We start from the raw sequence: 16899 nt of genomic DNA, 5'->3' as shown, positions 1-16899 counted from the left end.
ACAAAATAAAATATAATAGATAAAGTAACGCAAAGCATATACACTTTTGCGTATAATCTCTTTACACTATAATATAGCATATGATGTTATCTGTTGTCAATTTTTTAGAGGAAGTTTGAAAGGGAATTCTATGAAAACCAGGGATTTTTATTATGATTTACCGAAGGAGCTGATTGCTCAGACTCCGCTTGAGCCTCGTGACAGCTCAAGGCTTTTACTGCTTGACAGAGAAAGTGGTAAAATAAAGCACAAGCACTTTTACGATATTATTGACGAGTTAGAGCCTGGCGACTGCCTTATACTCAATGATTCAAGAGTTTTGCCTGCGAGAATTTACGGCATTAAGGAGCCGACAGGCGCCTGTGTTGAGTTTTTGCTGTTAAAGCAGGTTGAAAACGACATCTGGGAATGTCTTGCGGGTCCGGGTAAAAAGGCAAAACCCGGAACAAAATTTACCTTTGGCGAAGGGATAATGAGCTGTGAGGTTCTGTCTGTAACCGATGACGGAAACAGAGTTGTCAAATTCTTTTACGGTGAGGAAGGCTTTTTTGCCTCTCTTGATAAAATCGGAAAAATGCCGCTGCCACCGTACATAACGCAGGAGCTTGAGGATCAGGAACGCTATCAGACGGTTTACAGCCGTGAGCTTGGCTCTGCCGCCGCTCCGACAGCAGGACTTCACTTTACAAATGAGCTGCTCGAAAAAATCAAGTCTAAGGGAGTCAACGTAGGCTTTGTAACTCTTCATGTCGGTCTTGGCACATTCCGCCCTGTTAAGGCTGAGGAAATAACCGACCATAAGATGCACAGCGAGCATTTTGAAATTCCGCCAGCCACAGCAAGGCTGATTGCAGACACAAAGGAAAAAGGGAAACGTGTTATCGCTGTCGGCACAACAAGCTGCCGTTCGCTTGAAGCCGCTGCGTCTGTAAACGGCGGAAAAATTGAGCCTTACGTCGGCAGTACAGAGATTTTTATTTATCCCGGCTATAAATTCAAGGTACTCGACGGGCTTATCACAAATTTCCACCTGCCCGAAAGCACGCTCATTATGCTTGTCAGCGCCTTTGCAGGCTATGAGAATACAATGAACGCATACAAAATAGCCGTAGAGGAAAAATACCGTTTCTTCTCGTTCGGCGACGCTATGTTTATACGCTAAGGGAGATTTGAGATGTTCAAGATTATTAAAACAGAGGGCAACGCTCGCAGAGGTATGTTTGAAACGCCTCACGGTGTTATACAATCACCGTTTTTTATGAATGTTGCAACCTGCGGCGCAATAAAGGGCGGCGTATCTGCGCTTGACCTTAAGGACTTAGGCTGTCAGGTACAGCTTTGCAACACATATCACCTGCACCTTCGACCAAGCGATGAGGTTGTACGTAAGCTTGGCGGAATTAGGAAATTCACACGCTGGGACGGTCCTGTTCTTACAGACAGCGGCGGTTTTCAGGTGTTTTCACTTGCTAAGCTCCGTAATATTAAGGAAGAGGGAGTTTACTTTAACTCCCACATTGACGGACGGAAAATATTTATGGGACCAGAGGAAAGTATGCAGATTCAATCGAACCTCGGCTCAACCATTGCAATGGCATTTGATGAATGTATTGAAAATCCCTCGCCGTATGACTACACTAAAAACTCGATAGAACGTACAACACGCTGGCTTAAGCGCTGTAAAGCTGAGCTTGACCGCCTTAACTCACTTGAAAACACCATAAACCGTGAGCAAATGCTTTTCGGCATCAATCAGGGCGGCACATACGATGATTTGCGACTTGACCATATGAAAGCAATATCTGAACTTGACCTGCCGGGTTATGCTGTCGGCGGTCTTGCTGTTGGAGAGCCTGCCGAGGTTATGTACCATATTCTTGACGTTTTAACCGAGGAAATGCCGAAGGACAAGCCGAGGTATTTAATGGGAGTTGGCACACCTGTAAATATTCTTGAAGCGGTACACCGAGGAATTGATATGTTTGACTGCGTAATGCCGACACGAAATGCAAGACACGGGCAGATTTTCACAAAGGAAGGCATAAGGAACATAAAAAATGCAAAGTACACACTCGACACTCTGCCTCTTGACACCTCATGCAACTGCCCTGTTTGCCAACACTTTGACAGAGCATATATTCACCATCTGTTCAAGAGTGAGGAGATGCTTGGAATGAGGCTTGCCGTTATGCACAACCTATATTTTTACAATAATCTCTTAAAGGAAATAAGAGATGCGCTCGATAACGGAAGCTTTGAAAGCTATTACAGTCATGGAGTTGAAGTCCTCGGCAACCGGATTTGAGAAAACAATCCCTAAAAGCAAAATAAACATTAAATTATTGGAAAAATAATTTGCAAACATTGAGTTTTTGTAGGTTTGTCAATGATGTGTTACAAAATTAGAAAACTTCGCCATTAGAAATAAAAGCGTTAATATAATCAGCAGGAGATTTCCAATTAAGAGGGCGCATAGGAAATTTGTTATATTTTCTACTGTGAACAGCTAATTGCTTTTTAAAGTCGTAAAATGAGTAAAAGGTGTGTGTAGCATAAAAGTATTCATTGTCTTTGCGATGAGACCTTTCCACTTTGCCGTTGTGTCTTGGTGTATATGGACGAATGAGCTTGTGAGCTATGCCACACTGTTTGAGGCGAGCCTCAAACAGTGTGGGTGTTGGATTTTTGGTTGGTAGAAGTTTTTTTGTAAACTCAGCTCCATTGTCGGTCTGTACGCATTGTATTGGAAAAGGAAACTTTTCTATCAGGTGTTCTAAGAACAGAGTCGATGAATATGTGCTGTGCTCCTCAAACGCCTCTAAATAGCGAAATCTTGAGTATTCATCTATTGCTGTGTATTGATAAAACTTCTTGCCTTTAGCTTCTCCTACTAAACAAGCATCCGGTACGAATTTAACATCTATCTGAACTCTCTGACCGGGAAATAACATCTTTTCGTATGGTTTAGGAATATACTTTGGGTTTGGTGGTTTTACTGCTCCTTGCTTTGTTCTCTTCAAAACTCTGTAAAGTCCTGTTATTGAACGAGAATAACCCCTTTGCCTTAGCTTCACCCAAAACACCACAAGACCGGCATTTGGGTTTCTTCTCCGCATATCTGATATTAGTTTCAGCTCGGATTCTGTGTGCTGATTAGGGTGGCTATTGGGTCTGTGTGAACGATCTGCAAGACTTTGCAGTGTTCCGTCATATCTTTTTTTCCAGCGATAGATATATTGCCTGTTTGTTTTGTATCTGATTGCTGCTTTTGTTACCCCATATTTGTTTGCATACAAAATTAGTGCTTGACGATACCTCATTGTTTGTGTTACAGTTTTCATAGCGGATAGATTCCTCCTGTTGCTTTTTTGGTTTAGCAACTTAACTGTAACACAGAGGGTCTCTATTCGCTATACTTTTTTGCTTTTTGTAACACATCAATTGTAATCCTACAAAATAATTTGCAAACATTGAGTTTTGCTATTGAAAGATTGCCGCTAAATTGGTATAATAGTTGCCGACAGTGTTTTTTTAATGAAAGGATGATAAAACTTGAAAAAGCTTATAGCACTTTTATCAGTTGCAGTTGTTGCAATGCTCACATTCTGCTCTTGCGCACCGGCAGGTGCAAACGGCGCCAATAACGCAAACGGGGGTTCGAGTATGTGGGTAATGATTTTAGTTTACGTTGCCATTTTCGGCGCTATCTATTTCTTTATGATTCGCCCGAACTCAAAGAAGAAAAAACAAGAGCAGGCAATGAGAGATAACCTTGAAATCGGCGATGAGATTACTACAATCGGCGGCATAATGGGCAAAGTTGTCAGCATTAAGGAAGAAACAGATTCATTTGTTATTGAAACAGGTGCAGACAGAGTTAAGATGCAGTTTAAGCGCTGGGCAATCTCAACTGTTGACACAATCAAGGATGAGCCTCAGAAAGCAACGGAAACAAAGTCAAAGGGAATTTTCGGCAGAAGCAAATCTGAAAAGACTGAAAAATAAGAGTCATAATTTTCCGATAATATTAATACCTATGGATTGTAGAAACAATTCATAGGTATTTTTATGTTGGGAGTAAATTTATGGAGATGAACAAAAGCGTTAAGGGAATAGTCATAGGCGGTATAGCTGAGATTATAGTATGTATTCTGCTTTTTCTTATAACGGCGTTTGCGCTTACAAAGGCAGGCTACATACCAGACAACATCATATCAACCCTTACTACGGTATTAAGCGGTGCAAGCTGTTTTGTCGGCGGATTTATAGCGGGGCGGCTTGTAAAAAAGTCAGGCATATTTATAGGCGCCGCAACCGGCGTTATACTGTTGCTGCTTCAGCTTATAATCTCGCTTATCTCAGGCGGCTTTTCGCTGTCAATTATGATAATAATCAAAGCTGCCGCATTGATACTCAGCGGCGCAATTGGAGGAATATTTGGCGTAAACAAAAAAGAAAAGCTTCACTGATATGAAATTTTCAGGCTGTACGGAAAAACCGTACAGCTTTTTTTATAGAATTCATTAGAAAACATATTGACAAACGGAAAAATAAGGAATATACTAATTGTACCATTAGTAATAGTACATTATAATACAATGGTGCAAACACAATACGAAAACCTTTAGAAAGAGGGTGGTGTTATGTTCTCGTTAAATTTAGACAGCCGAGAGCCAATTTATGAGCAGCTTTACAGCAATGTGGTAAAGCTTGTAGCACTCGGTGTACTTAAGCCTGACGAACAGCTGCCAACGGTCCGGGCGCTTGCCAAGGACGTTGGGGTAAACCCGAACACCGTTGCAAAGGTGTATCAGATGCTTGAACGTGACAATATTACATACTCAGTAATAGGCAAAGGCTCGTTCATCTCCCCCAGCGCCTCGCCTGAAGCGCTTAAGCTTAGCTCTGCGGCTCAGCTTATCAATGAGGCTCTTGGCAAGGCTTTGGAAATTGGCGTAACGAAGGACGACATTAACAGAATAGTAAAGGAGTACCTTGAGGAAGAAGGAGGCACATTATGATTGAGCTATGCAGCGTAACTAAAAAGTTCGGCTCTCTTGCAGCTCTTGACGATATCAGCCTTAAAATTGACAACGGCAACGTGCTGGGTCTTGTCGGCTCAAACGGTTCGGGCAAATCGACAATGCTGAGGCTTATTGCGGGAGTATTTGAAGCTGACGACGGCGAAATTCTGATTGACGGTGAGGACAGCTTTGAAAACACAGACGCAAAGGGTAAGGTGTTTTTTGTAAGCGACTACCCGTATTTCTACAACGATTCAACTGTACGAAATACAGCAGACCTTTACAGAAGGCTATACACAAGCTGGAGTGAGGAAAAATACAACCACCTCTGCTCATTGTTCCCGATTAATCAAAACCAAAGGATAATCAATATGTCAAAAGGTATGCAGAGGCAGGCAGCACTTATACTCTCTTTGAGCTGTTGCCCGAGACATCTTTTGCTCGACGAAATTTTTGACGGACTCGACCCCGTTATAAGAATGCTTGTCAAAAAGCTTATTATAGAAGATGTTTCAAACGGAATGAGCGTTGTAATTGCGTCCCATAACCTGCGTGAGCTTGAGGATTTATGCGACCACGTAGCCCTGCTGCATCAGGGAAAAGTTTTATTCAACAATGAGCTTGACGAAACAAAAATGGGCATTACAAAGGTGCAGGCGGCATTTTCCGTACCGCCGACAAATGCCGATATGTCGCAGTTTGATATACTAAACGCCAATATGCACGGTCAGCTTTACAATATGATAATCAGAGGTGCTCAGGACGAGGTGCTCTCAAAGCTTCACACGCTGAACCCAATGTTTGTTGAAGCATTACCTCTTACACTTGAAGAAGTATTTATTTACGAAATGGAGGTGGCAGGCTATGACGTCAGCAACATTATCAGCTAAGAAAAAAACAAAATTCAGCGATTTTATGAATATCGCCGTTTGGAGCTTAAAGAAACACAAGGCGCTTGCTATTGTTTACGCCTCTCTCCTGCTGTTTTCAAGCCCTGTAATAGGAACGCTTACAAGTATTTCTATCGGCACACTTAATAACCCTGTAACATTCTTTACCTTTGCATCACTTTCAACCATTGTTACAATGTTAATGACCTTTATCATCTCGGTTATGATGTTCGACTATCTGCACAACAAGCGTCAGGCTGATGTTTTTGGCTCTTTGCCATGTACAAGGCGAACCCTGTTCTTCTCACGCTATACAACCGGCTTAGTTATGATAATAGTTCCGTACATAATCAATATGCTGATTGTTGCGTTTATGACGATTAGCGTATCATCAATACAGAATAGTTCATATCTTTTTATAAACACATTGTTAATAGGTCTGATTGTGTTAATCTCAGTTATAGCATCATATTCCTTTACTGCGTTTATGGCTGTATGCTGCGGCACAACAGCTAACACAGTATTAACAACATTGCTCATAAACTTTGCATATCCTATTGCAATAGCTATGCTTTCTATACTTGGTTCAAGTATAGTACCGGGCGTAAACCTGCATATTGACCAAATTCCGCTTATCTCAAATTTTCTGTCCCCATACGGTTCTTCGATGGGCGGTATAATTAATATTATTGCTTCATTTTTCCGAGGTGGAGAGTACGAATACAATTTCTTTGCCGAGAACTGGCAGCAGCTTGTTGCTTGGGCAATTCTGATTGCGGCAAGCTTTATAGGCTGTTACTTTCTCACAAAGAAAAGGAAGACGGAATCAGCACAGAATTCGTTTGCGTTTAAGGCGCCGTCTGTTATTATCCGCTTTATTGCAACAGCGGCTATCGGTTTGCTTGTCAGCTTGATGTTCACCTTTACAATGTATATCAGCAGAATTTCTGATAATACAAGCGCAAACGATATTGCCGCAATAATTCAAAGCAGCGCTTGGACTACGTTTGCAGTGTTCCTTATCGCTTTTATAATCACTTCATTTCTCACACATCTTGTTGCAACAGTTATATTCAACAAAGGATTCAAGGGCTTTGCAAAATCTCTTATCAGCTATGCGGCTGTTGTATTGTGCGTTTGCCTGCTTTACACCTCCCTTGCATTCGGCGGCTTTGGCGCAGACAAGTATATTCCGCAATCAGACAAGGTAAGCTCGGTTGAAATTACAAATAGTGGCAATCCGTTTGCAGGAAACACCGGTATAGGCACTGCATTTTCGCTTTTCGGAATGGGCTTATATAATTCGGTTTATCTTGATGAGAGCGATACAATAGTTTGCAGCGGCGAAAAAAGCATAAATTTGGCAATTGAATTGCATCAAGAGATTGTTGACAATCTGAATACTGTGAACCCGAAACCGTATTATATTAACACCTTAGGTGATCCTTATACTTCATATTTGTCAAGATACACCTTCGAAAACCCCGACGTTGATTCAATATATAACACCGATAACCCATTCTATACAAATCCTACAAGCCTGAAGTTGCTCTATCATATGAAGGACGGCACAACGGTTGAAAGAACATATTCAAAGGGTTATTATTGCAATATTAATATGACAGGCAAGCTTGAGGAAATTGAAGCTATTGCTTCAGAGGAAAATTCAGCAAAGCTAAAATCACTGCTCAGCGGTGAAAGCGGCGACATTACTATGTTTTCAATCAAGCCTAACTGGTACGGCGGTTCCATCAGCAACATAACCCAACCAAAGCTTGTTGATGAATTGAGCAAGGCAATACTCACGGATATTAATAGCAATGCACCAAATAATTACAGCTTTGGAAACAATATATACTGCAAAATGGTATTAAGCTACCGTGAAAAGAGAAGCTCAAGCGACAGCAAAATTAACATAACCCTACCGATGTCATACAAAAACAGTGTAAAGCTAATTTCCGAGTACGGCTACACAACAAGTCTTAATCTTCTTTGCGGTAACGGCTCTATGATTAGTAATGACATAAGTGAATATTTCCTTGATTCAAAAACAGGAATGTTGAGCGAGGACGCTGTAGAGCAGTTCTTCACCCTGCCTGATAATGTAAGCACAGATTATTTGCAGAACAGAACAACACAAGATGGCTCAGATTATGACAGTAAACATTCAATTTTTTATGATATGACGCTATTCTTGGACGAAGAAGCAGACGAATATGGCAAAGATAATTATGATGAATATCCTAATGAAGCTGAAATCATAAACGCCGATAAGCTTTCTTACAGGGTTGCAAATACCGACAGTGAAGGTAATCTGTATTATGCAGATAATTATGAATATCCTAATGAAGTTGAAATCATAGACGCCGATAAGCTTTCTTACAGGGTTGTATATACCGACAGTGAGGGTAATCTGTATTATTACAATGCAGGCTCAAAAATACAGGACTATGATTTTGGCGAAATTACGCTTTATAACCTGCGTGACAAAACAGATAAGAACAAGGTATATTATCCGTTTGTTATTCAGGCTTACAGTGATGAAGAAAAGCTTTACACAACACCGGTTAATATTGCTGAAACCGGCATTTGTGCTTGTATAAATTCTAAAGCCGAAGTTAAGGATAATACATATGTATTTCTCACAGCAGGTTAAGTAGCTTTTTCCTAACCCCATTTAATACATTATCGCAAAAAGCGGGAGGTTTTTCCTCCCGCTTTTTGCTGTCCAAAATGAGCGACTATCCTTATTAACTTGTTGAGTCCTTTATCTTCTTTAAGGCACCCTTTTCAATTCGGCTGACCTGCGCCTGAGATATTCCTATTTCAGAGGCAACCTCCATTTGAGTTTTGCCCTTGAAAAAGCGCAGTCCTATTATTGTCTTTTCTCTGTCCGACAGGTTGAGCATAGCTTGCTTTATCGCAATTTCGTCAAGCCAGTTGCGGTCATCGTTATTGTCGCCTATCTGGTCCATAACGCAGATTGTGTCACTGCCGTCTGAAAACACAGGTTCATAGAGCGACACAGGCTCTACAACCGCCTCTAATGCAAGAACAACATTTTCCTTTGTTGTGTCAAGCTCCTTTGCAATCTCCTCAATAGTCGGCTCACGGTTGTTTTGGTTTGTAAGCTGCTCCTTAACCTGCATTGCCCTGTAGGCTGTGTCACGTATACTACGGCTAACCCTTATAAAATTATGGTCACGAAGATAGCGCCTGACCTCCCCGATGATCATAGGTACGGCGTAGGTACTAAAGCGTACATCTAAGTCACAGTTGAAATTGTCTATTGCCTTTATAAGGCCGATACAGCCGACCTGAAACAAATCGTCAAGATTTTCGCCACGGTTTGTAAAGCGCTGAATAACACTCAGAACAAGGCGCAGATTACCGTTTATCATTTCGTCCCTTGCCCTTGCACGTTCTAATTTTGAGCCGCTGTTGATAATCTTCAAAAGCTCACGCTTTTCTTTTTCCTTAAGCACCTTAATCTTGCTTGTGTTTACACCGCAGATTTCAACCTTCTTGTACTGCACAAAAATCCCCCTTGTTAAGGCTTTAAAACAAGTATTGCCTTAACAAGGGGAATAAATTCATTTTATTGGTTATTTTCCGCTTTGTCGGAAAACTTAGGAATATCTATTTCGTCAAGCTGTGACAGCCGCTTTCTTATCTGCCTTGTTCTTACTCCCACAAGCTTGTCAAGCTCTGCGTTTGCCTGCTCAATTCTCTGCTGAGTAAGCACAAGAATATCGTTGAACTTGTCAAATTCACTCTTTACGCTGCCGAGAACTCTCCACACCTCAGTGCTCTGCTTCTGAACTGCAAGAGTTTTAAAGCCCATTTGCAAGCTGTTCAGAAGTGCAGCCATTGTGCTTGGCCCTGCAATATTCACCTTATAGCTTCTTTGCAGCTGCTCAACAATTCCGCTGTTCACCGCCTCGGCATACAAGCCTTCAAACGGCAGGAACATTATTGCAAAATCCGTTGTATTCGGCGGGTCAAGGTATTTGTCGCTGATGTCCTTAGCCTCTGACTTTAGCGTTGCATGAAGGCGCTTTCTTGCCTCGTCAATTCTCAGTTTGTCACCGCTGTCATAGGCATCGCACAGTGCGCTGTATGTATCGCCCGGAAACTTTGAATCTATCGGCAGATATATAAACTCGCCGCTGTCCTGCGGCAGCTTAACTGCAAACTCAACATAGTTTTTGCTGCCCTTTTTTGTTATTGCATTTTCCTCGTACTGTTCGGGAGAGAGAACTTCCTTTAAAATTGCACCTAATTGCAATTCCCCTATAATTCCTCTTGTCTTTACATTTGACAGCACCTTTTTAAGGTCACCCACTCCGTTTGCAAGGCTCTGCATTTCACCCAGTCCCTTATAAACCTGTTCAAGTCTTTCGTTTACAAGAGCAAAGGAACGGCTCATTTTTTCCTCAAGCGTCTTTTGCAGGTTCTCGTCCACTGTTTTTCTCATTTGTTCAAGTGAGCGTGCGTTTTCATTTTTAATGTCTGTAAGTCGCACCTCCATTGACGCTCGTATGTTTTCAAGCTTTTGCTCGCTTTCAAGCGAAAAGGTTTTTAGTCTGTTTTCAAGCTGTACAAGCCTTTCGCTCTGACTTTGCGACAAAATATCACCCATATTCTTCACGCTTATCTGCACTATTGAAGAAAGCTCCTGTCGCAGTGCGCTGTTTGCACTGTCGAGCATATTCAGCCTGTTTTCAATCTGTGACAGCTCTTTTGAAACGCCATCGCAGTAATGCTCTCCGCCTTGCTTTTTGATAGCAAGGTACAAACCAACGCCAAAGCATAAAATCAATATAATAAGAATAATCAGTAAAACAGCCTCTAAACTCATATTATCACCAAGCTTATTTGTTATTTATTTGAAATCTTCTCCAGAAGCTCTGCCTTTTCTTTTTCACTTAAAAATGCGGCGTTTATGGCGTTTCGCATAAGGGTTTCTCTTGAAATATCGGGTATGATTTCTGACAGAATTGAAAGCTCTTTATCTATTGTGGTGTCCGACACTGTCATATTGTCGGTGTTTACTGTTACGTTGATTCCGAGCCTGAAGAATTCCTTAATAGGGTGCTGTGAAAGGCTTGCAACCGCCCTTGTCTGCAAATTGCTTGTAGTACAGCACTCTATTGTAATATTTTTTCGCTTAACTTCATACATCAACTCAACATCATTTACAGCCGCTACACCGTGTCCGATTCGCCTTGCACCAAAGTCAACAGCTGCTTTCACGCTTTGCGCCCCGTCAGCTTCTCCTGCGTGGATTGTAAACGGTATATCAAGCTGTTTTGCAAGTGCAAAAACACCGCTGTAAAGCTCGGTTTTGTACAAAGCCTCTGCTCCTGCAAGGTCTAAAGCACACACGCCGCAGTTTAAATATTCAGCGGCAAGGCGGACAGTCAACAGGTTATCCTCATCACTGCCTCCACGCATAGCGCATAGTATGAGGTTTGATTTTGTGTTAAAATCCCTTTCCGCTTTTTCAAGTCCTTTGATTGCCGCTTCAATGATTTTGCGCTGAGTACAGCCCCGCCTTGTGTGCAGTTGGGGTGCAAAACGGATTTCGCTGTATATTATCCCCTGTCTTGTCAGCTCGCATATAAGCTCATACACCGAAAGCTCAACAGCCCCACAACTTTGCAGAAGCTCAAGCGGCAAATCAAAGCATTTGAGGTAATCGTTCAGGCTCTGCGCTGACGGGCTTACCGTAAGGTATTTTTTAAGCGTTTTTTCGTCCTCACTCGGCAGTGTTATATTTTGCAGCCTTGCAAGCTTAATAATCGTTTTTATCGGCAAAGAGCCGTCAAGATGCAAGTGTAAATCAGTCATATATTTCACCCAAATTGCTTATAATGTCAATGATGAGATTAGAAAGCTTCTGCGCCGCCTTATCAGCTTCAAGCTTAACCTCACTGTGCGACAGCGGCTTATCGCTTATACCTGCCGCCGCATTTGTTATAAGGCTTATACCGCATACCGACATACCCATATGCACAGCCGCCATAGCTTCAACAGCGGTGCTCATTCCAACTGCGTCCGCACCCAAAAGCGAATACATTTTTATCTCGGCAGGCGTTTCATAATTTGGGCCTGTTGTTTGGACGAACACACCCTGTTTCAGCTTTAAACCGAGATTTTCAGCAGAACTCAGGGCAACAGCACGCAGATTTTTTGAATACACCTCGCTCATATCAGGAAAACGTGTTCCGAGGAAATCACAGTTTTCACCAATAAGCGGAGATGGTACAAAGCTTGAAATATGGTCAGTTATGATCATCAAATCGCCGCAGGAAAAAGCTTTGTTTATGCCGCCTACCGCATTAGTGAGTATTAGCTTATTTGCTCCGAGCATACCCATAAGGCGTATCGGGCGAACAACCTCCTGCGCAGTGTAACCCTCATAAAGATGAACTCTCCCCTGCATTGCAACAACCGGAACACCGCCGAGTCTTGCAAAAACGAACCTTCCGTTGTGCCCGTCAACAGTTGATACAGGCATACCCTCAAGCTTGTCATAGCCTATGCTGAACTTAATATCATTTTCTTTAATAAGTCCTCCCAGTCCGGAACCGAGTACAAGAGCGGTCTTTGGGGCAAAAGGCATTTTACCGGCTATCAGCTTACAGTTTTTTGACAATATAACTTGTTCGTTCATTTCATCACGCCTTGTTCTTAATTAGAAAAGGAACGGCTAAGCCGTTCCCGTAGTCCGATAATTATTTATTATTCTTTTTACCAAGCACAATTACAACAACCGCAACTGCGACTGCGGCTACAAGAATTGCAACAATCAAAAACACATTTGTTTCATCACCTGTGGGTGTTACAGCTTTTTCTGCATTAGCTGCTGAGGCTGTAACCGCCGACATTATTATTGCTAAAAGGGAAAATAAAGGAATAAGAATTTTTTTCAACTTCATTTCATAAACCTCCTATGTTTTATGTTGATATTATATCATTTAACAATCGAAATTTCAATAATTTTATATAAACTTATAGTGCCTATTGACACCATGATACAAAATAGGTAAAATGTAATTCACACGTATATCAGAAGGGAATGTATAAAGCTGGGCATTTTAGAGTTATTTTTTATTGCTGTTGGATTGTCAATGGACGCCTTCGCAGTTTCGATATGCAAGGGTCTTGCGCTTAAGAATGTACGGCTTAGACACAGTGTAAAGGCCGGACTCTGGTTTGGAGGATTTCAGGCGCTTATGCCGACAATTGGCTTTTTCTGTGGCTACTGGTTCAAGGACTACATATCCGCATTTGACCATTGGATAGCCTTTGTGCTTCTGTTCCTGCTTGGAGCAAAAATGATTAAGGAAGCACTCTCCGACGAGGAGGAGTCAACTGATTCGGCAATGGACGCAAAAAATATGCTTCTTTTGGCAGTCGCAACAAGCATTGACGCACTTGCGGCAGGAATCACATTCGCTTTCCTTGACGTAAACATATGGTATGCCGTAATATTTATCGGTATAATAACCTTTATCTTCTCATCTGTCGGAATAAAACTCGGAAGCCTTTTCGGGACAAAATTCAAGAACAAGGCTGAAATCGCCGGCGGTGTGATATTGATTTTGATGGGTGTTAAAATACTGCTTGAACACCTTGGCATAATTAGCTTTTAAAGCACGCTCCTCTGTATTCTTATGCAAGAGGAGCGTATTTTATTGATGTTCATAATAATAATCCTCAGCGTCCTCATAATCGTAAAAATCATCATAATAATCATGGTAAAAATCATCGGGGTCACAATAGTCTTTTGCATTGAACGGGTCATCGCCTGAAGAGGATTTACTGCTTTTGTTCGGCTTATAGCTTGACGAGGATTTACTGCTTGAATGATATTGATAATACGAAGAAGTCGATGAATTGCTGTGAGATTTGAGTATGTTGCTCACCGTTGAATCGGCATGCTCTTTTTCTTGATGAATTGTATCTAATTTATTTGAATATATGCTAATAAAAACAACAAATATCAATGTAATAGCGACGCCAATAATGAGTATCTTAATAAACATATTACTGCTGATTTTAGCCGCTGTTTCATCAGAATTTGACGCAGAATTAAAATACGCACTGCGTTTTTCTCTATATTCTCTGTAGCTTCCGGTGACACCTGTGACAGTGCCAAACAGACCTAAAATTCCGACTATTGTTATTACCGCAATAATAACAAAGCGAACAAAGCCTGTTGCGCTGTTTTCATCCAAATCTTCAAAAAGTATGCGAACAATTAAGTATGCAAAAAATATATACGCTCCGCCTGCAAAGAACATTATTGCAACAGCAGATATTAATTCGAATTTTGCCTTATCAAATTCAGCTTTCTTCTTATTCTCGTTTTTTTCTTCTGCCTTATTCCCGTCATTCGGCGTTAGCATGAATTTACCGCTCATAATTGCTCCTCCATTTTACTCGGATTAATTTATGCGCTTTCTTTAGCTTAACAGTATAATATCACAATTAATGTACAATAAAACGGTCTTTAAACAAAATAATATCCTCTATGTTGCAAGACAATAGAGGATATCCAAAAACAGCAAATTATTATTCGTGGTTGCTTGCAAGATACTGTTGCAGCGCCTTTGCAAGCTGATCCGGACAAGAGGTTGATTTCATTCCGCAGCAAATACCTTCGCAGCGTTTGATAACCTCCTCTGCCTTCATTCCCTGAACGAGAGAACCAATACCCTTAAGGTTACCGTTACATCCGCCGTAGAATTTTACGTTCTTAATTATATTACCTTCCATATCAAGCTCAATTACTTGTGAGCATACGCCTCTCGGACTATACTTAAATTTCATATTGCATTCTCCTATCAAATAATATTTTTTAGTTTCTTAAGTTTTAACAGCTGCCCTTCATCTGTTGTACAGGTACCAATAGGATGAACTTGGCTTGTACTGCCACCGTGAAAATCTGTGCCGCCTGTTTTGATTAAATCATAATTCTTTACAATATCGTCAAGAACTTTATCTTCACCGGGTTTTCTGCGTGGGAAATTATATTCTACTCCGTCAAGTCCCTTTTCGGCAAGCTCAGGCAAAAGGTCAAGAGAATCGTAGACAGACGGATGAGCCAGAACGGCAACCGCACCGGACTTATGAATCATATCAAGTATTTCAAAAGCGTCGGGATATTCGATATTCGTTCTTGCTATTCCTGTTTTGTAGCCAAACAGCTCCTTATAAAGCTCACCGTAGATTTTATCTGTATAGCCGGCATCAAGCAGTGTATGCATAATGTGCTGTTTGAAGATTGTAACACTGCCCTGTGCTCTGCGCTGAACCATTTCGTGAGTTATTGGATAATACTTCATTATTTTTTCAAGGGCAATCGTTACCTCTTTTTTTCTGCTTTTTGCAATAGCGTCAAATAGTGAATCGAACATTTCCGGCTTGTCGGGATAATAACAAAGTATATGAACAAGCCTGTGCCTTTTATTGTCAAAGCAGGATATTTCAGCGCCCGGAATAACCTCAAGCCCCGCCTGTGCTCCAAGAGTCTGAGCCGTTTTTACTCCACTGAATGTATCGTGGTCGGTAAGTGCTATCGCAGTAAGACCACTGCCCTTTGCAAGCGTAATTAGCTCGTCAACGGGAACGCTTCCGTCCGATAATTTTGTGTGGCAATGCAAATCTGCCGCCATTTTTACCCCTCCTTTATCGTATAAAAATAGGATAGAGCAAGCTCTATCCGTCAAATGAAATATGGAGCGGATGACGAGGCTCGAACTCGCTACCTCCACCTTGGCAAGGTGGCGCTCTACCAGATGAGCTACATCCGCAAGTGGCGTGATTACTCTGAATATTATACAATAAACGTTGAAATTTGTCAAGAATAAATTTGCTTTAATTAGCACTACATTCTTTTGACATTATTCTGTTTGACACACAGGAAAATAAAGTGTATATTTAAATATAGCACACCAAAGGAAGGAATGGTATATATGAGATTTTGCAGCAATTGCAACGCCGCAATTAAGGAAGGCGAGAAATATTGCTCTAACTGCGGTACACGAGTTGAGGAAGATAAGAGTGAATATAATGACGGCTACTTTGACGATGACTTTGACGAAAACCCGATTGATTTCTCAGCCGTGCATAACTTCAGCGATGACAGCTCCGACAACAACATTTACAGTCACTCGCAGTCTACTATTGAAAACACGCAAAGCACCACAGTGAAAAACACGAGCAACACCCCTAAAAGAGAAAACAAGCAGAAAGAACCATACATAAGGAAGGTTTGCCCTAACTGCAATCAACCGCTTAATAAGGGCCGGAGTGTTTGTCCGTATTGCGGATATGATGTATCAAGATATAATGACGGCTACGATTCCCCTATTGAGGAGGAATACACGCCGACTCCTTCGCCGTATACACGCTCACAGCCGGTAAATAAAAAGAAGAGCGGTAAAGCTCCTATCATTGTAACTGCAATTGTTGCAGCAGTTGTTGTGATAGCAACAGTGGTTTTTGTATTCGCATTTATGGGAAATAAAAACGGAAATAATTCCCCAACAACGCCGACAGCTGTTACATCAGTATCTGAAACACAAGCCGAATCACAGTCTGAAACAGAAGCACCAACTTTTGAGCCGACAGAGCCGACAACAGACGAACCGACTCAACCGCAAACCGAACCTCAGACTGAACCCCAGACGGAGCCACCGACAATACCAGAAACTGATGCGCCGACTATACCGATAACTGATGCACCGACTCAGCCGCAGGTTGATATTACTTTTCCTGAAGCTACGGAAAATCTATTGTAATGTGCTAAAAAGCTAACTGCATTTCAAAAGGGACACTTCAAGTGTGATATGCACCCCAAAAGTTAGACACTTTTGGAGGTGCATATTTTTATGGGTAAAACAGGAAGAAAAAACAAAGTATATAGTGCAGAATTCAAAATAGGTGTTATAATGGATATGCGAGAACACCAT

Annotated in this window: 18 protein-coding genes and 1 tRNA gene; 9 read left to right on the top strand and 10 right to left on the bottom strand. The window is 41.5% G+C overall.

Going from position 1 to position 16899, the window contains the following annotated elements:
- Positions 1–130: 130 nt before the first annotated feature.
- Both queA and tgt read left to right on the top strand, forming a co-directional pair.
- Positions 131–1162, top strand: a complete 1032-nt coding sequence (gene queA / locus GMA13_RS05525; protein WP_255883614.1) for a tRNA preQ1(34) S-adenosylmethionine ribosyltransferase-isomerase QueA — start codon at positions 131–133, stop codon at positions 1160–1162.
- A 12-nt stretch (positions 1163–1174) separates the two neighbouring features.
- Positions 1175–2305 carry a tRNA guanosine(34) transglycosylase Tgt gene (tgt, locus tag GMA13_RS05520; protein WP_255883615.1) on the top strand — a complete coding sequence of 377 codons (1131 nt, stop codon included), beginning with the start codon at positions 1175–1177 and terminating at the stop codon, positions 2303–2305.
- Positions 2306–2402: 97 nt separating this feature from the next.
- On the opposite strand, the gene GMA13_RS05515 is transcribed toward tgt, so the two are convergent.
- Entirely contained in the window at positions 2403–3341 is a 939-nt protein-coding gene (locus GMA13_RS05515; RefSeq protein WP_255910568.1) for a DDE-type integrase/transposase/recombinase, read from the bottom strand.
- A 211-nt stretch (positions 3342–3552) separates the two neighbouring features.
- Here GMA13_RS05515 and yajC point away from each other — a divergent pair, with 211 nt between their 5' ends.
- The 5 genes from yajC to GMA13_RS05490 all read left to right on the top strand — a co-directional run bounded on the left by yajC (position 3553) and on the right by GMA13_RS05490 (position 8570).
- Positions 3553–4005: a preprotein translocase subunit YajC gene (gene yajC / locus GMA13_RS05510; RefSeq protein WP_255884482.1), complete on the top strand. Its 453-nt coding sequence runs from the start codon at positions 3553–3555 to the stop codon at positions 4003–4005.
- An 80-nt stretch (positions 4006–4085) separates the two neighbouring features.
- A complete protein-coding gene (locus GMA13_RS05505) occupies positions 4086–4469 on the top strand; it encodes a TIGR04086 family membrane protein (protein ID WP_255884481.1) in 384 nt (127 codons plus the stop codon).
- Positions 4470–4643: 174 nt separating this feature from the next.
- Positions 4644–5021: a GntR family transcriptional regulator gene (locus GMA13_RS05500; RefSeq protein ID WP_255884480.1), complete on the top strand. Its 378-nt coding sequence runs from the start codon at positions 4644–4646 to the stop codon at positions 5019–5021.
- Positions 5018–5914: an ABC transporter ATP-binding protein gene (locus GMA13_RS05495; protein ID WP_255884479.1), complete on the top strand. Its 897-nt coding sequence runs from the start codon at positions 5018–5020 to the stop codon at positions 5912–5914. The genes GMA13_RS05500 and GMA13_RS05495 overlap by 4 nt, the downstream gene beginning before the upstream one ends.
- Positions 5889–8570, top strand: coding sequence for an ABC transporter permease (locus GMA13_RS05490; protein ID WP_255884478.1), 2682 nt, complete (start codon positions 5889–5891; stop codon positions 8568–8570). The genes GMA13_RS05495 and GMA13_RS05490 overlap by 26 nt, the downstream gene beginning before the upstream one ends.
- A 94-nt stretch (positions 8571–8664) precedes the next feature.
- Here GMA13_RS05490 and sigG read toward each other — a convergent pair whose 3' ends face one another.
- The 5 genes from sigG to GMA13_RS05465 form a co-directional block, all read right to left on the bottom strand.
- The gene (sigG, locus tag GMA13_RS05485) at positions 8665–9450 is read right to left on the bottom strand and encodes an RNA polymerase sporulation sigma factor SigG (RefSeq protein ID WP_255884477.1); all 786 of its coding nucleotides are present in this window, start codon (positions 9448–9450) and stop codon (positions 8665–8667) included.
- Between the two features lie 62 nt (positions 9451–9512).
- Positions 9513–10775 (bottom strand): DNA recombination protein RmuC, encoded by a 1263-nt coding sequence (locus GMA13_RS05480; RefSeq protein WP_255884476.1) that lies wholly within the window; start codon positions 10773–10775, stop codon positions 9513–9515.
- Between the two features lie 20 nt (positions 10776–10795).
- A complete protein-coding gene (add, locus tag GMA13_RS05475; protein ID WP_255884475.1) occupies positions 10796–11767 on the bottom strand; it encodes an adenosine deaminase in 972 nt (323 codons plus the stop codon).
- Complete coding sequence (locus GMA13_RS05470; protein ID WP_255884474.1) at positions 11760–12593, bottom strand: purine-nucleoside phosphorylase; 834 nt, start codon at positions 12591–12593, stop codon at positions 11760–11762. The genes add and GMA13_RS05470 overlap by 8 nt, the downstream gene beginning before the upstream one ends.
- Before the next feature lie 61 nt (positions 12594–12654).
- Positions 12655–12858: an LPXTG cell wall anchor domain-containing protein gene (locus GMA13_RS05465; RefSeq protein WP_255884473.1), complete on the bottom strand. Its 204-nt coding sequence runs from the start codon at positions 12856–12858 to the stop codon at positions 12655–12657.
- A 150-nt stretch (positions 12859–13008) separates the two neighbouring features.
- On the opposite strand from GMA13_RS05465, the gene GMA13_RS05460 reads away from it, so the two are divergent.
- On the top strand, positions 13009–13575 hold the full coding sequence (locus GMA13_RS05460) for a manganese efflux pump MntP family protein (protein WP_255884483.1): 567 nt from the start codon (positions 13009–13011) through the stop codon (positions 13573–13575).
- A 39-nt stretch (positions 13576–13614) separates the two neighbouring features.
- Here the strand turns inward: GMA13_RS05460 and GMA13_RS05455 are convergent, their stop codons facing one another.
- The 4 genes from GMA13_RS05455 to GMA13_RS05440 form a co-directional block, all read right to left on the bottom strand.
- Positions 13615–14346, bottom strand: a complete 732-nt coding sequence (locus tag GMA13_RS05455) for a hypothetical protein (protein ID WP_255884472.1) — start codon at positions 14344–14346, stop codon at positions 13615–13617.
- A 151-nt stretch (positions 14347–14497) separates the two neighbouring features.
- Positions 14498–14755 carry a TIGR03905 family TSCPD domain-containing protein gene (locus tag GMA13_RS05450; protein WP_255884471.1) on the bottom strand — a complete coding sequence of 86 codons (258 nt, stop codon included), beginning with the start codon at positions 14753–14755 and terminating at the stop codon, positions 14498–14500.
- 14 nt (positions 14756–14769) lie between these two features.
- Positions 14770–15600, bottom strand: a complete 831-nt coding sequence (locus tag GMA13_RS05445) for a PHP domain-containing protein (protein ID WP_255884470.1) — start codon at positions 15598–15600, stop codon at positions 14770–14772.
- 62 nt (positions 15601–15662) lie between these two features.
- A tRNA-Gly gene (locus GMA13_RS05440) sits at positions 15663–15738 on the bottom strand.
- 162 nt (positions 15739–15900) lie between these two features.
- Here GMA13_RS05440 and GMA13_RS05435 point away from each other — a divergent pair.
- Positions 15901–16728, top strand: a complete 828-nt coding sequence (locus GMA13_RS05435) for a zinc-ribbon domain-containing protein (RefSeq protein ID WP_255884469.1) — start codon at positions 15901–15903, stop codon at positions 16726–16728.
- Positions 16729–16899 lie beyond the last annotated feature (171 nt).

Source organism: Ruminococcus sp. zg-924, from assembly GCF_024433635.1.
Taxonomy (GTDB): domain Bacteria; phylum Bacillota; class Clostridia; order Oscillospirales; family Acutalibacteraceae; genus UBA7067.
Note: the sequence above shows the minus strand (reverse complement) of the source record. Positions and strands in the feature narration are given on the sequence as shown.